General features: G+C 32.9%; 11 protein-coding genes. 7 read left to right on the forward strand and 4 right to left on the reverse strand.

Features of this window, described 5'->3' with window-relative positions; all coding sequences use genetic code 11:
- Nucleotides 1–195: 195 nt before the first annotated feature.
- The 3 genes from EM932_RS00725 to EM932_RS00735 are packed head-to-tail and all read left to right on the forward strand — an operon-like array spanning nt 196 to nt 2,593.
- Nucleotides 196–975 (forward strand): sterol desaturase family protein, encoded by a 780-nt coding sequence (locus EM932_RS00725; RefSeq protein ID WP_135874467.1) that lies wholly within the window; start codon nt 196–198, stop codon nt 973–975.
- 34 nt (nt 976–1,009) lie between these two features.
- The gene (locus tag EM932_RS00730) at nt 1,010–1,945 is read left to right on the forward strand and encodes a M43 family zinc metalloprotease (RefSeq protein WP_170179681.1); all 936 of its coding nucleotides are present in this window, start codon (nt 1,010–1,012) and stop codon (nt 1,943–1,945) included.
- 9 nt (nt 1,946–1,954) lie between these two features.
- Nucleotides 1,955–2,593, forward strand: coding sequence for a class I SAM-dependent methyltransferase (locus EM932_RS00735; protein ID WP_135874470.1), 639 nt, complete (start codon nt 1,955–1,957; stop codon nt 2,591–2,593).
- A 571-nt stretch (nt 2,594–3,164) separates the two neighbouring features.
- Here the strand turns inward: EM932_RS00735 and EM932_RS00740 are convergent.
- The gene (locus EM932_RS00740; protein ID WP_170179682.1) at nt 3,165–4,640 is read right to left on the reverse strand and encodes a carboxypeptidase-like regulatory domain-containing protein; all 1,476 of its coding nucleotides are present in this window, start codon (nt 4,638–4,640) and stop codon (nt 3,165–3,167) included.
- Between the two features lie 341 nt (nt 4,641–4,981).
- Here EM932_RS00740 and ychF point away from each other — a divergent pair, with 341 nt between their 5' ends.
- The 4 genes from ychF to EM932_RS00760 all read left to right on the forward strand — a co-directional run bounded on the left by ychF (nt 4,982) and on the right by EM932_RS00760 (nt 12,578).
- Nucleotides 4,982–6,076 (forward strand): redox-regulated ATPase YchF, encoded by a 1,095-nt coding sequence (gene ychF / locus EM932_RS00745; protein WP_135874473.1) that lies wholly within the window; start codon nt 4,982–4,984, stop codon nt 6,074–6,076.
- Nucleotides 6,077–6,963: 887 nt separating this feature from the next.
- Nucleotides 6,964–7,872, forward strand: a complete 909-nt coding sequence (locus EM932_RS00750; RefSeq protein ID WP_135874475.1) for a DMT family transporter — start codon at nt 6,964–6,966, stop codon at nt 7,870–7,872.
- A gap of 111 nt (nt 7,873–7,983) precedes the next feature.
- On the forward strand, nt 7,984–9,843 hold the full coding sequence (locus EM932_RS00755; protein WP_135874477.1) for a DNA topoisomerase IV subunit B: 1,860 nt from the start codon (nt 7,984–7,986) through the stop codon (nt 9,841–9,843).
- A 65-nt stretch (nt 9,844–9,908) separates the two neighbouring features.
- Nucleotides 9,909–12,578, forward strand: a complete 2,670-nt coding sequence (locus EM932_RS00760) for a DNA gyrase/topoisomerase IV subunit A (RefSeq protein ID WP_135874479.1) — start codon at nt 9,909–9,911, stop codon at nt 12,576–12,578.
- A 375-nt stretch (nt 12,579–12,953) separates the two neighbouring features.
- On the opposite strand, the gene EM932_RS00765 is transcribed toward EM932_RS00760, so the two are convergent.
- Genes EM932_RS00765 through EM932_RS00775 form a run of 3 tightly spaced genes read right to left on the reverse strand, consistent with a single transcriptional unit; the run spans nt 12,954 to nt 16,131 of the window.
- Complete coding sequence (locus EM932_RS00765) at nt 12,954–14,021, reverse strand: ABC transporter permease (RefSeq protein ID WP_135874481.1); 1,068 nt, start codon at nt 14,019–14,021, stop codon at nt 12,954–12,956.
- On the reverse strand, nt 14,018–14,980 hold the full coding sequence (locus EM932_RS00770; protein ID WP_135874483.1) for an ABC transporter ATP-binding protein: 963 nt from the start codon (nt 14,978–14,980) through the stop codon (nt 14,018–14,020). The genes EM932_RS00765 and EM932_RS00770 overlap by 4 nt, the downstream gene beginning before the upstream one ends.
- A 2-nt stretch (nt 14,981–14,982) precedes the next feature.
- Nucleotides 14,983–16,131, reverse strand: a complete 1,149-nt coding sequence (locus EM932_RS00775) for a COG1470 family protein (protein ID WP_135874486.1) — start codon at nt 16,129–16,131, stop codon at nt 14,983–14,985.
- Between the last annotated feature and the right edge of the window lie 8 nt (nt 16,132–16,139).

Genomic DNA, 16,139 nt, shown 5'->3' on the forward strand with positions numbered 1-16,139 from the left:
TAAAGTAGGTTATAATTTGGGTTTTCTAAATTAGTATTAGAAATAATAAGCTAGGCTAATATAGAAAATATTTTAATAGCCTCTTTTTTTAAGCCTTAATAACATTTTGAAAATCAAATTCCTAACATAGATCAAGGATGATTTTTGGTTAGTTTTTTTTAGAGTTCATAATTTTATAAAAAAAAACTTAAAGCTATGAATTTAGAAACTATCATTTCACAATTACCAACTCCTTTAGAGGTTTTATTAGACCCTATTTCATTAATCGTTTATGCTATTTTAGGGAGTTTATTTATTTGGGAATCGTTATTTCCCGCGAGGCAATTACCCAAAATAAAATTTTGGAAGCTTCGCGGATTACTATTCTTTACTGTGTTTTTATTACTAACAACATATATTCCATTATTATGGGACGATTTTTTCATAAAATTTCAATTGTTTGATTTAAGCTATTTAAGTTTGACGACGCAAATTATATTAGGTATATTTTTATTTGAGCTTGTACAGTATGGTTGGCATATTAGTATGCATAAATCCAACTTTTTATTTAGGGTATCCCACCAAGTTCACCACAGCTCAGAACGTTTAGACGTTCCCAGTACATTTGTTTTTAGTATTAATGATATGATTGGTATATCGCTAATAGGATCTATTAGTTTTGCTGTTATCATGGGATTATCTCCAAAAGCTATTACTGCGGTAATTCTATCCACTACTTTTTTTGGAGTTTTTCAACATGCAAATATTAACACACCAAGATGGATTGGGTATATCATTCAACGTCCTGAAAGTCATACGTTACATCATGCTAAAGGGATACATAAATATAATTATACCGATTTGGCTATTATAGATATGTTGTTTGGGACTTTTAAAAACCCAAAAACACATGAACATGAAACAGGGTATTATTTGGGAGCTTCTCGCAGACTATTGGATATGCTTATGTTTAGAGATGTCACTAACCAAAAATAATAGAATCAGGTTGTTTTATAATAAAAAAAGACGAATGAAAACAATTAAAAATATTTTTTCAAAAAAAGTGGCTATCGTAATAACGATTGTTTTATTACTATGCTCTTGTTCAAAAGATAGTAATCCAGATCCTTCTAATCCAGATCCTTCTAATCCAGAGGAAGATATATTTTATTTACCAGTTGTGATCCATATTATACATAATGGTAAACCCGTTGGAGAAGGTACAAACCTTTCTACTGCACGAATTGAAAGACAAATTGAAATACTAAATGAAGACTTTCGCAGAAAAAAGGGAACAAGAGGGTATAACAATCACCCAGATGGAGGAGATACCAGAATAGAATTTGTTTTAGCAAAGCAAGATCCAGACGGAAAACCTTTTAACGGCATTAATAGAGTAGATTCAACTAAGGTGCTTGTACCCAGCTTGGGACATAATGTAAATCACTATGCACAATACGCTTATTGGGATCCTAAAAAATATATCAATGTTTGGACAACACCATTACCAGAAGATTCAGAATGTTTTGTATTTGGTTCTGCGACAGGACCGGAAACAGATTTACCTGGAACAGAGTTTTTTTCATTACCGCAACCAGGTGATGCTGAAGGTATTTTAATTAATTGGTTGCATTTTGGAGAATCGGATATTGCATGTTATGCACGATTTGGGAGAACCTTAACTCATGAAATGGGGCATTACTTAGGAGTATTGCATATTTGGGGAGAAGGAGATTGTGAGAATAATGACTATTGTGATGATACTCCAGCGGTTGATAAACCTGTTTATAATATTGCTTTTATAGGATGTGAGGGAGAACCTGCAATGATTAACAATTATATGACCTGGTCTTATGATGAGACCATGAATATGTTTACTAACGATCAGATAGCTCGAATGCATTATGTGTTAGAACATCACGAAGGACGTCATGCTTTATTATCTAGCCATGCGCTTAAACCCTAACAGATAAGTATGGAAAACAAATTTCAAAATAATGCCATTCGTGGACCTATAAATGCGTTCTTTTTTAAAATGATTTCTGGATATATGGATATACTTTTTGGGAATTCAAAGCGTAAGCTTTTTAAAAATCATCCAGAGACTGTTATTGAAATTGGAGCAGGAACAGGAGCGAATATGCGTTATTTGAAAGTTGGAACTAAACTAATAGCTATAGAACCCAATATTCATATGCATGCTAACTTAAAAAAGAGCGCAGTTAAATATGGTATTCATTTAGAAATAAAAGAGGTCGTTGGAGAATCTATTGATTTGCCTGATAATTCATGTGATTTTGTAGTGTCTACTTTGGTACTTTGTACAGTTAGTAGTCCGATGGCTTGCATAAATCAAATTAAGCGCATCTTAAAACCATCCGGCGTATTTATATTCATTGAGCATGTAAAAGCTAGAGATAATTCTATGTTAGCGTTTATCCAAAACCTGATTCATAAGCCGTGGCATTGGTTTTTTGAAGGATGCCATACCAATAGAGACACTAAACAATTATTAGAATCTGTTGGTTTTAATAAGTTGGAATTAGAAACTTATAATTCCTACTCCCCATTTATTCCTATTATTCCCCAAATTCGTGGACGCGCTGTTAAATGATCAGATCACGTATTTAGCTTATAGAGCTTTGTTTTTTTGGAGGAAGGATCTCAGAAGAATCATGCAAAAGAACTTTTTAGAGTGATTTTTAATTATTGTTGTGCAAATAAATAGTGAGGCTAAACAATTATTTGAATTTTTGATACAAAGTAAATTATGTCAATCATTATTCAAATTCTAGGATGTACTGTATGCATAAAATAAGTGAGAAAGTATGAAAATGGTGAATTTTTTTTAATTTCTTTATCGGACCATGTTCACATTTAGAAGTTGATAAAAATAAGGATGTAAATCTTTAATCCGATTATTATTTGGAGGTAGAACGGTAAAAGATTTAGATGAGAACGGGAAAAGACATGATTACGAAGATAATAACAGATTGAATATTAAAATTGAATTTTGGAATATATAGATTCGAAAACTTAGACGTAAATAATTACTATACACAATAAAAAAATATAGATCATTTGGCTGATAGTGCTAAGTTTTAAAATGAGTACATTTATAAAACATGTGGCTCTTGATACTTACGAACTTTGAAAAACCAAACATCTTATAAGCACAACCCAAATCACTCCCCACTCCCAAATCGTTTCATTTCCTCTAAAGGTTCTAAAATCTCTTCATTTTCCCATGTAGATTTTTCAAAAGCTTTTAACAAGGTAAACGGAACCACTTTTTCTTGTTTGATTAAAGCAAAATCATTTAAAGTAATATTTTTAACGTCGGTGAAAAGTAATTCCTCTTTATTACGGTTATCACCTTCAATTTTAAAGTCAAACCCCACTTTGTTTTTCTCTCGACTATTTTCAATAAGTTTTAAACCTCTACTCACATAAAAATAAGCACCTTTTATTCGTTTGATGTATTTAGGCTGGTATTTGTTATCGCTATTTTTTTCGTAGATATACATGCCTTCACTAACATTTTCTATAAACTTAACGCCTAGGAGTAGTTTTAGGTTTACTTTTTTACCATAGCGAGATCCGTAATATTTATAATCTACTTTGGTAACCGCATAGTTTTCATCCGAAATGAATAGTTTACCAGTAAACTTTGCTTTGCTTCTTCTGGGTTTATAACTTACAATATAAGTAAGATCTCCATTATCGTAACCCACATCTTCAAACGTGTAATCGTATAATTTAGGATTTAAAATACTTTTTAAAAAAGAATCATCTACAAACATGGATTTACGTAATAACGAACCAGTCTTATTTTTTAGATCGTACACATTGTACTCATTTTTCATCTTCTCTTTAAAATCTTCATTTCTTAATGATAATGAATCCTCAACTTTAAATAACCCGCTTTTAACCTTATAGGTTTTCATAGTATCTATATATTTCAAAGCCATAGTTTGTGCTTTTTCTTGCACGGATTCAATAGAAAAATCATTCTTATGATCAAAAAGCTTCGTGGCCTTATTAACAACGAGTTTGCTGCTATCTTTATCTAAACTTGATAACTCGCCTTTAAAATCTGAAAAATGAATGATGTTGCTAGATCTAATGTGTCTGGAGAGCGAATCTAAACTTTTATTAGCCTTTTTTATGTTTTTAGATTTTACACGGGATGCTTTTTCAATGTCAAAGTCTAGGCTTTTAAATTTTGCATAATCGGTACTTCTATAAAATATGTTGTATGTCTTCAGGTTGATATCATAATTCTCATCAAGTTTTGCATTGACTCTAGCGATAATAGAATCTACATTAGGACGCTTATTACTAATATAAACCTCACTAAGTTGGTTAATAGCAGTTTCTAAAGGAATTATAAAGTTGAGTGCTTCAATAGCAGCTATACTAAGTTCTTTGTTTTGATACCCTAAACAAGAAATAGTAACAGTTTTGTTTTGAATATCTTCTGAATTCAAACTAAAATAGCCTTCTTCGTTAGAAATAACACCACTAAACTCACCTGTTTTAATAGTAGCATATGGTATGGGGGTTTTACTTTTCTTATCTATCAGTTTAGCTGTGATATTTTGGGAATGTATATAGAAGCTAGTCAATAAAATGGCTACGAATAAGACTGATTTTTTCATAATCGATGGTTTCATAAGATCGACGAGTAAAATAGAATAATGTTACAATGAGATGTATTATTAAACTCATATATAAATTCATAAAAATAAGTATAAAAAACCAAGTATATAGCCTGCATTTTGAATGTACCTTTAAAAAGGCACAAATTTACGTGAATCTAACGTTGCATGGGGACTAGTCATGAATACGAATTACTAAGCCTATGTAGGCTTGAAATCTGTAGATAGACAAATTAGTTATTGAATTTTATAAAAATTATAAAATACTGTTAATTATAATATATCTTTGCACTCGCAAAAAAGAGATTCCCGTCTTTGCGGGAATTAAAAATAAATTTTCAATGAAAGCAGGAATTGTAGGATTGCCTAATGTAGGAAAATCAACGTTATTTAATTGTTTATCGAATGCCAAAGCACAAAGTGCAAACTTTCCCTTTTGTACTATAGAGCCTAATATTGGTGTGGTGAATGTGCCAGACCATCGTTTAGAAAAATTAGAAACGTTAGTGAACCCAGAGCGTGTACAACCGGCAACTGTTGAAATTGTAGATATTGCAGGATTGGTTAAAGGAGCGAGTAAAGGAGAAGGTTTAGGAAATCAGTTTTTAGCGAATATTAGAGAAACTGATGCGATTCTTCATGTATTGCGTTGTTTCAATAATGATAATATTGTGCATGTTGATGGTAGTGTAGACCCGATAAGAGATAAAGAAACTATCGATATGGAACTACAACTTAAAGATTTAGAGACTGTCGATAAAAAACTTGATAAAGTAAAGCGTGCTGCTAAAACTGGAAATAAGGAAGCTCAAAAAGAAGAAGCTGTATTACTGGCTATAAAGGAAGGTTTGGAGTCTGGAACATCCGTTCGTGCATTAGAATTTAGTGAAGAGGATTATGTAGATTTTGTAAAACCATCTCAGTTTATCACAGATAAACCAGTGATGTATGTTTGTAATGTTGATGAAGGTGCAGCAGTTTCTGGTAATGCCTATGTTGAAAAAGTAAGAGAAGCTGTTAAAGGTGAAAATGCAGAGGTTTTGGTGTTAGCTGTAGGTACAGAGGCAGATATTAACGAGTTGGATGATTATGAAGAACGCCAAATGTTTTTACAAGATATAGGACTTGAAGAGCCTGGTTCTGCTAAATTAATTCGTTCCGCTTACAAACTGTTAAATCAGCAAACCTATTTTACGGCAGGTGTAAAAGAAGTACGTGCCTGGACGATAGATATAGGAGCTAGTGCACCACAAGCAGCAGGAGTTATACACACCGATTTTGAAAAAGGTTTTATTCGTGCCGAAGTTATTGGTTATAATGACTATGTGTCTTTTGGCAGCGAAGCCAAAGTAAAAGAAGCTGGAAAAATGCGCGTGGAAGGTAAAAATTACATTGTTAAAGATGGAGATGTGATGCATTTCTTGTTTAATGTGTAGCTTTGTTGGGGATTATTTTTGACCATAGAATAGACCCTGGGTTATAGAGAATAGACTATAGACCCTAGAATATAGACTAAAAGGAATAATCATTATTTACTTAGTGTTAAATATTGTATATCAATGAACACTTCAACTGTTTACTGCCACTGAACACTGTGACTGTCAACTAAACGTATAATATTTCTTTGTTTTGTGTTTAGGTTTGTTGAGTGTTTTATGATCCTAGATTATAGAGGATAGAATATAGATCCTAGACTATAGACTAAAAGGAATTTATTATTTACTTATTGTTAAATATTTATGTCAACGAGCACTTCAACTGTTTACTGGCATTGAACACTGTGACTGTCGACTAAACGTATAATATTCCTTGTTTGATGTTTAGGTTTGTTGAGTGTTTTATGATCCTAGATTATAGAGAATAGACTATAGACCCTAGAATATAGACTAAAAGGAATAATCATTATTTACTTAGTGTTAAATATTGTATATCAATGAACACTTCCACTGTTTACTGCCACTGAACACTGTGACTGTCAACTAAACGTATAATATTTCTTTGTTTTGTGTTTAGGTTTGTTGGGTTATTATTTTTGACCATAGATCATAGACCATAGACCATAGACCATAGATTATAGATTATAGAGAATAGATTATAGACTAGAGACTAAAAGGAACAATGGTTATTTACTTATTGTTAAATAGTTATATCACTGAGCACTTCCACTGTTTACTGCCACTGAATACTGAATACTGAACACTAAATACTACCTACTGAAAACTGAGACTGCAACTGTCAACTAAACATCTAATACTGGTTCTGAACATCGTAATTCTTCAGTTTATAAAATAACTACACCAAAGCACTACGTTACTTTCGTTTCATGCAAACTACAAGAACTTTTGTTTACGGTGTTTTTTTAGGAATCCTTGGTATTGTGCTATTTTCTTCAAAAGCAGTTATGGTAAAACTAGCGTATCAATACGAAGTAGATACGATTAGTATTCTGTTACTTAGAATGCTATTTTCCTTTCCTTTTTATATCGTCATAGCCTATTTATATCGACATCAAAATAAGGAGGCTGTCATAAAGAATAAACATTATGCCTGGGTCGTATTTTTTGGATTCGTTGGGTATTATTTGGCCAGTTATTTTGACTTTGTAGGACTTACTTATATAAAAGCAAGTTTAGAACGTATCATTTTGTTTTTGTATCCCACTATTGTACTACTGTTAAATAGGTTCTTTTTAAAACAACCCATAACTAAAATTCAAGGAGGAGCAATAGCATTAACCTATTTAGGTATTGTTATAGCTTTTTGGGATGAGGTTGCTATTTCTGGAAATGACACCTATATAGGCGGTTTTTTTATTTTACTTAGTGCTATAACATATGCCTCATATTTGGTTGGAAGTGGTTGGTTAATTCCTAAATTTGGGGTTGTAACATTCACAGCATATGCCATGATCGTTTCATGTATTTGCGTATTTATTCACTATAGTATTATAAGTAAAGTAGATCTGTTTAGTTTTTCATGGGAAGTTTATTTACTGGGGTTTTTAATAGCTGTTTTTGCGACTGTGATACCGTCATTTTTAGTATCAGCTTCTATTAAAATGATCAGTTCATCGAACTTTGCAATTGTAGCAGGTATCGGACCAATTTCTACGATCATTCTGGCATCTATTTTCTTAAATGAAGTCCTAACGTTATTACAACTTTTTGGGGCTCTGGTCGTTATAATAGGCATTTTATTAGTGTCTTTGAAGAAGCCAAAAACCAAAGAATAAGGTTCTCAACAAAAACAATGTTATATTGTTAATTACTTTGTGTGGCGGAGGTTTTATTTTTTGCAACGTTGTCTTATATTAGCGTTCTATCATTAAATTTAGCGCAGTTCTATGGCCGAACAATCCAATTATACTGAAGATAATATACGCTCACTCGACTGGAAAGAACATATCCGTATGCGTCCTGGGATGTATATTGGTAAACTTGGGGATGGCTCGTCTCCAGATGATGGAATTTATATCTTATTAAAAGAAGTTTTAGATAACTCTATTGATGAGTATGTCATGGGAGCTGGGAAAACCATTGAAATATCTATTCAAGGGACTAAAGTAACGGTTCGTGATTACGGACGTGGGATTCCTTTAGGGAAAGTCGTTGATGTGGTTTCCAAAATGAATACAGGTGGAAAGTACGATTCAAAAGCTTTCAAAAAATCTGTAGGGTTAAATGGGGTAGGTACCAAAGCAGTAAATGCATTATCGTCATATTTTAGAGTAGAATCTACACGTGATAACAAGTCAGCCTCAGCGGAATTTGAAAAGGGTAATCTGACTAATAAAGAATCATTAGACACTACGGCAAGAAGAAAAGGAACAAAGGTGTCTTTTATTCCAGATGATCTCATTTTTAAAAACTATAAATATAGAAATGAGTACATCATTAAGATGCTTAAAAACTATGTCTATCTAAATCCAGGGTTGACTATCGTTTTTAACGGCGAAAAGTATTATAGCGAAAACGGATTAAAAGATTTACTAAGCGAAAATATTAATGAATCCGATAGATTATATCCTATTATTCATTTACGAGGCGATGATATTGAAATAGCATTAACCCATAGTAAAACACAGTATAGCGAAGAGTATCATTCGTTTGTAAATGGACAAAATACAACTCAAGGAGGAACGCACTTAAATGCGTTTAGAGAAGCATTAGTAAAAACCATACGTGAATTTTATGGTAAAAATTATGATGCATACGATGTTAGAAAATCCGTAGTCAGTGCCATAGCTATTAAGGTAATGGAACCTGTTTTTGAAAGTCAGACTAAAACAAAATTAGGTTCTACTGATATGGGAGGTGATCTACCTACGGTTAGAACCTATATAAATGATTTTGTAAAAACACAATTAGATAACTTTCTACATAAAAATCAAGATACGGCAGAAGCCATTCAACGCAAAATATTACAAGCAGAAAGAGAACGAAAGGAACTTTCCGGTATTCGAAAACTAGCAAAAGATCGTGCTAAAAAGGCAAGTCTACACAATAAAAAATTACGTGATTGTAGAGTGCATTTTGGAGATACCAAAAACGAACGTAATTTAGAAACGACACTTTTTATTACCGAGGGAGATTCGGCTTCCGGAAGTATAACAAAATCTCGTGATGTTAATACACAAGCGGTTTTTAGCTTAAAAGGAAAACCATTAAACTGTTATGGATTAACCAAGAAAATTGTTTATGAGAATGAAGAATTTAATCTGTTACAAGCAGCTTTGAATATAGAAGAATCCTTAGAAGATCTGCGTTATAATAATGTCGTTATTGCAACAGATGCCGATGTTGATGGGATGCATATACGATTACTACTAATCACATTCTTTCTTCAATTTTTCCCAGAAGTAATCAAAGAAGGGCATTTGTATATATTACAAACCCCTTTATTTCGTGTGAGGAATAAAAAAGAAACCATTTATTGTTATTCAGAAGAAGAACGTATAAATGCTATAGAGAAATTAAAACCAAAACCAGAAATAACCCGATTTAAGGGATTAGGTGAAATTTCACCAGATGAATTTAAGCATTTTATTGGTGACGATATTCGATTAGATCCTATCATGTTAGATGATAATATGTCTGTTGAAGAATTATTATCATTCTATATGGGTAAAAACACGCCAACACGACAAGAGTTTATCATTGATAACCTGAAAGTTGAAATGGATTTAATTGAAGACACAAAATAGTTATGAAATAAAGCCATATTATTTAATAATACATAAATTTCTCCTACTAAGAATTGATATAAAGCATGACCGAAGACGAAGACCCTAACGACGATTTAATTAACGAACAAGAAGAACCTCAGGAAACCATTACCCGAGTAACGGGTATGTATAAGGATTGGTTTCTGGATTATGCATCTTATGTTATTTTAGAACGTGCTGTACCAGCCATAGAAGATGGTTTTAAACCCGTGCAACGTCGTATCATGCATTCTATGAAAGATTTGGATGATGGACGTTACAACAAAGTGGCAAATATTGTCGGCCATACCATGCAATACCATCCGCACGGAGATGCGAGTATTGCAGATGCCATGGTACAAATTGGTCAGAAAGATTTACTCATAGACACACAGGGAAACTGGGGGAATATTTTAACAGGAGATCGAGCAGCTGCATCACGTTATATTGAAGCCCGTATTTCTAAATTTGGATTAGATGTAGTATTTAATCCTAAAATAACCGAATGGCAAGCTAGTTATGACGGTAGGCGTAAAGAGCCAGTTAACTTACCGGTTATGTTCCCTTTACTATTGGCACAAGGTGGTGAAGGTATAGCTGTAGGATTATCAACAAAAATATTACCACATAATTTTATCGAACTTATTGATGCTTCCATTAAGCATTTACAAGGGAAACGATTTACAATATTACCAGATTTTCCAACAGCGGGAATTGCTGATTTTTCTAATTATAATGATGGACTACGAGGCGGTAAAGCAAGAGTACGAGCTAAAATTTCTCAGCTGGATAAAAATACACTTGTCATCTCAGAGATTCCATATGGAACTACAACATCATCGCTTATAGACTCTATTTTAAAAGCTAATGATAAAGGAAAAATAAGAGTTAAGAAGATTGAAGATAATACAGCGGCAGAAGTTGAAATTTTAGTGCATTTGCCTTCAGGATTATCGCCAGATAAAACGATTGATGCGCTCTATGCATTTACTAGTTGTGAATCATCTATTTCGCCTTTAGGTTGTGTTATTGAAGATAATAAACCTTTATTTATTGGTGTTTCCGAAATGTTACGCCGTTCTACAGATAATACCGTTCAGCTTCTTAAAAGTGAACTTGAAATTAAATTAAGCGAGTTTGAAGAGCAATGGCATTTTGCAAGTTTAGAACGTATTTTTATTGAAAATAGGATTTATCGTGATATTGAAGAAGAAGAAACCTGGGAAGGTGTTATAAGTGCTATTGATAAAGGACTACAACCACATATTAAACATTTGAAGCGTGCTGTAACTGAAGATGATATTACAAGATTAACCGAGATACGAATTAAACGTATATCAAAATTTGATATAGATAAGGCACAACAAAAAATTGATGCTTTAGAAGAGCAGATAGCAGAAATAAAGCATCATTTAGAAAACCTTATTGATTATGCGATTGCTTATTTTACAAGATTGAAGAAAGATTATGGAGATGGAAGAGAACGTAAAACAGAGATTCGCGCGTTTGATGATGTAGACGCTACTAAAGTCGTTATAAGAAACACAAAACTTTATGTAAATAGAGCAGAAGGCTTTATTGGAACCTCACTTAGACGTGATGAGTATGTGGGTGATTGTAGTGATATAGATGATATTATAGTGTTTACCAAAGCAGGGAAGATGATGATTACAAAGGTAGGCACAAAAACCTTTATAGGTAAAGATATTATACATGTTGCTGTATTTAAGAAGAAGGACAAGCGTACTATTTATAATATGATTTATCGTGATGGTAAAAATGGGCCATCATACATTAAGAGATTTGCTGTTACAGGTGTAACAAGAGATAAGGAATATGATTTAACAAATGGAAATAAAGGTTCTACAGTACTTTATTTTTCTGCAAACCCGAATGGAGAAGCAGAAGTCATTACGATATTATTACGACAAGCGGGAAGTATTAAGAAACTAAAGTGGGATATTGATTTTGCCGATATACTCATAAAAGGAAGAGTCTCCAAAGGAAACGTCGTTACTAAGTATTCTATAAAACGCGTTGAATTAAAAGAAAAAGGCGTTTCTACATTAAAACCTCGTAAAATATGGTTCGATGATACTGTAAGGCGTTTAAATGTTGATGGTAGAGGCGACTTAATAGGAGAATTTAGAGGAGAGGATAAACTACTCATTATTAATCAATCTGGAATAGTTAAAACAGTTACACCAGAAGTAACGATGCATTTTGATGATGATATGATTGTCATGGAAAAATGGATTCCTAAAAAACCTATATCTGCAATTTATTTTAATGGAGAAAAAGAGATTTACTATGTAAAACGTTTTTTAATTGAAAACGAAGGACGCGAGGAATCATTTATTTCAGAGCACCCTAATTCGCAATTAGAAATTGTATCTACAGACTGGAAGCCTATTGCGGAAGTGGTCTTTGCTAAAGAACGAGGTAAAGACAGGAAAGATAATTTAGAAGTGAATCTTGAAGAATTTATTTCAATTAAAGGTATCAACGCTTTAGGTAATCAGTTAACAAAAGATAAAGTAAATCAAGTCAATTTATTAGATTCGTTACCTTACGAGGCTCCGGAAGAAGTGCATGCAGATGACTTAGAGGTTATTGGAGAAACTGAAGTTACAGCAAATACACCTGTTAGTAATGATACACCTTCGAACTTAAATGATGATGTAAAACTATCTGAGGAAGACCCTGATGATGAAGGACAAATAACGTTGTTTTAAATATTGGATTAACGGTTGTTGAACTTGGTATCAGGAACATATATGTTCATTTCGAACATTGCAGAAATAAAAATATATATTTTACTCTCCGTAGCATTCTGAATGACATAGTTTCTTTATTAAATAGTTATACCAATTCTCATTTGAAATAACCTAAATAAAACACCCTTTTTCGCCTTCTACTTCAATAGAAAAAGAAATCGTAACTTAGGCTATGCTTTATTTTTATATTTTTTATAAAGCAAAAAATCATTATTTTTTTACAGTAATTCCAAACAAGAAATGGTATTAAACAATTGTCTGTCAGTTTTTAATATGTCGACTCACGTTATTTTAGTATAGCCGCTTTAAATCTAATAAATAACAGGCTTATAGCTACCCTCTAGAACGGATTTCTCGCTTCATAAAAATGACATATGAAAATAAAAAACACAATAAAGTCAATGCCAGTAAACCTGTAACTTGTGGCCAAACCAGCAATAAACTTTGTCCTATTGACAATGTACTTGGAATAGCCCCGTGCATCTGTTCCATCGTTAGCGGACCTAAACTACGCACAGATGGTACTAAAAGCGCAGAGGTAATTTCATTGAATAGCTCATTTGGCATGATTTGAACCAAATAAAACTTTAACTTTTGATATATAAAGATCTTGCTTTGTGAAGCATATTTTGAGGGTTCAAAACCTTTAACTATTATATTCACAATTAGTGGATAAAAAATTGTAAAAAACAACCATACAGCTAAACCCAACAACGCAGAGGTAGCAGATTGTTTAAAACGAATCGAAAACATAATAGACAGGTTCAACCAAAAGGAAACATATACAATGCTTAATATGGTATATATAACAATACGCATAAATTCTTCCGCTGTAGGAGGTATTCCTAAGGTTACTAATCCTGCACCTAAAACCAAAAAGCTTAATGCAAAAAGCATGACACTTATTACGATTATTCCTGCCAAAAATTTTGCATTAATAATATAGTCTCTTGGAATTGGTTGCGCCATAACACGACTCAATGTGCCTTTATTTTGTTCGGAACTAATTGCATCAAATCCTAAACTAATTCCAAACAGAGGGCCTAAAAACCCCACAAACACAAAAAACGAAGGCAGGGTTCCGTCCGATTTGGTAAACAAATTCAAAAAAAAGAAGGCATTTTCTGAATTATTTATTGCAAGTGTTTTAGCACTGTCTGCAAGCGTTGAAAATAATGTTCCCATACAGGCCAATGCAATAATGGCAAATAAAATAATGAAACGCCAATTTCGTATATGATCCGTAATTTCCTTTTTCACCATTACTTTAAAAGGCGCTAAGGTGAAATTAGAGGTATTGCCAGATTCACTTCTTTTAAAAAAATCATTAAAATTGATTAATTCTAAGACTTTTATTTTAGTTAATTTTGAAAGACTTATTTTTAATACTTTAGTGTTCATATCGCTTTTCCTTCTTGAAAAAATTTGTGATAAATATCATCCAATCCATATTCTTTCTTAGTTAAATAACTAAGACCATATCCTAAATTCACAATAAGTTTAGATAGTTCATCAGAAACATCCTGTTTCGATTCCACAAAAAAATGATTATTGTTCAACGTTACGTTTGCAACACCTTTTATTTGATTTATTTTTTTTGTGACTTCTTCCAAAGGTGTCTTCAAATTTGCTTGATTGCTTGTAACTCCTGCTTCGATAGTGAACGTGTTTTTAGTGAATAATTGCCCTGCTAAATCACTAATTTTTCCTTCTGCCAATAACTTACCTTTTACAAATATCCCTACACGATCACACACCTGTTGTATTTGATGCATATGATGAGACGAAAAAAGAACAGTAATTCCTTTTTTTCGACTTAGCCGAACTATAAGCTGAAGAAACTTTCTAACACCCTCGGGGTCAAGTCCTAATGTGGGCTCATCCAGTATAATTACTTCCGGCTCTTTTATTAGTACATCTGCAAGACCTAGCCGTTGACGCATTCCCCTAGAGTAGCTTTCAACTTTCTTATCTTTTACATCCAACAAACCTACCTCCTCAAGTATCCCTAAAGCATCTTTTTGAGCTTGTTTAATGGGAATATTGTTTAAACGAGCTATATACATTAGATTCTGTAGGCCTGAATAATCATTATAAAACCCAACATCCTCAGGTAAATATCCAACTTTTCTTTTAACTTCAAGTGGGTTTCTTGTAGCATCTATACCGCACACTTTAACACATCCAGCATCTACTTCGGTTAGACCGAGAAGCATAAGAATGGTTGTTGATTTACCTGCTCCATTGGGACCTAGCAAACCAAAAATTTCGCCTTTTTCTATGGAGAGCGTCAAATCATCTACCGCTAGATGGGTTCCATATTTTTTAGTTAAACCAGATACTTCTATACGCTTTTCCATAATTATCTTCTACCATATTTTTTAAATAGGTAATACATGGCTCCCAATGTTCCTGCAATTATAAAAATACCTAGCCAACCCCATAACAAAGGTGTTTTTACCAAGATTCTTATAGATGCCATTGATGATATTTCTGGAGTTTTAGCTGTGATTTTTGACACATAATCTCCTGGAATTGCTTTATCAGCTGCTTTTATAGTCGCATATACCTGTGCACTAGCACCAGCATCTAGTGCAGGTATGGTGTCTGGTTTCATTGAAATTTCCCAATTTTTGGGTTTTGACGTACTAAAAGTAACATCACTCAACCTACTCGAGCCAGAATTCTTTACCAATAGCTCTATTTGTTTTTCTCGACCAGAAGTTATACTAGAACTTAACAAACCTGTAGGAGTAGTTAGTTCTAAATCATAAGATCCTTTTATCACTACCTCTAGTTCCAAATTGGCAGAACTATATTTATTGGTTGCCTGTACAGGTATTTTATAAGATCCAGATTTTATACCATAAGGAGGTTTTACTTCAATAGAAATATTGGTTGTCTTTCCTGGTTCTATCTCAACTGCCGTTGCTTGTCTGCTGTTAGGCTTAAAAATCACATTCCAACCTCGAGGCACTTTGGCAAGTAAGGAATACAGTTGTTTTTCTCCAGTATGATTTTTTAATTTTGAGGAAAAATTAAAACTCGACTTGGAGTGTCCTTCCATATTAATTTGATCGGAGGTAAACTCAGTCTTAAAAGTACCTTGTTCGGACACATCGATTACTATAGGAAGGACATCATAATTTTTAGCAATAACTCTAATTTTATAGGCGCCTTTATCAACTTTTGAAGGTACATTTATAGTCAAAGAGATTGTTTTTTTCTCACCTGGGAGAACCGATATTCGGTTAATACTATATCCTCCAGCTTTTAAAGTGGAATTCCAATCTTTAGGCAATCCTGACAAAAGGATGTCAACATTTTTCAACTGACTTCCATAATTTTTAACTTCAATGGTATAGTCAATGGACTCTCCAGGGGGGACAGAAATATTTGTATAGGGTGTATACAAAATGATTCCGTTACCAGCATTAACTGAAAAACTGCAAAACAATATAAAAGCTAATGAAAATAAAAAAGTGTTTAATAAAGATTTATTGGTTGTCATAAAAAGCT

Origin of the sequence: Flavivirga rizhaonensis, from assembly GCF_004791695.1 — a bacterium.
In the GTDB taxonomy this organism is placed as follows: Bacteria; Bacteroidota; Bacteroidia; order Flavobacteriales; family Flavobacteriaceae; genus Flavivirga; species Flavivirga rizhaonensis.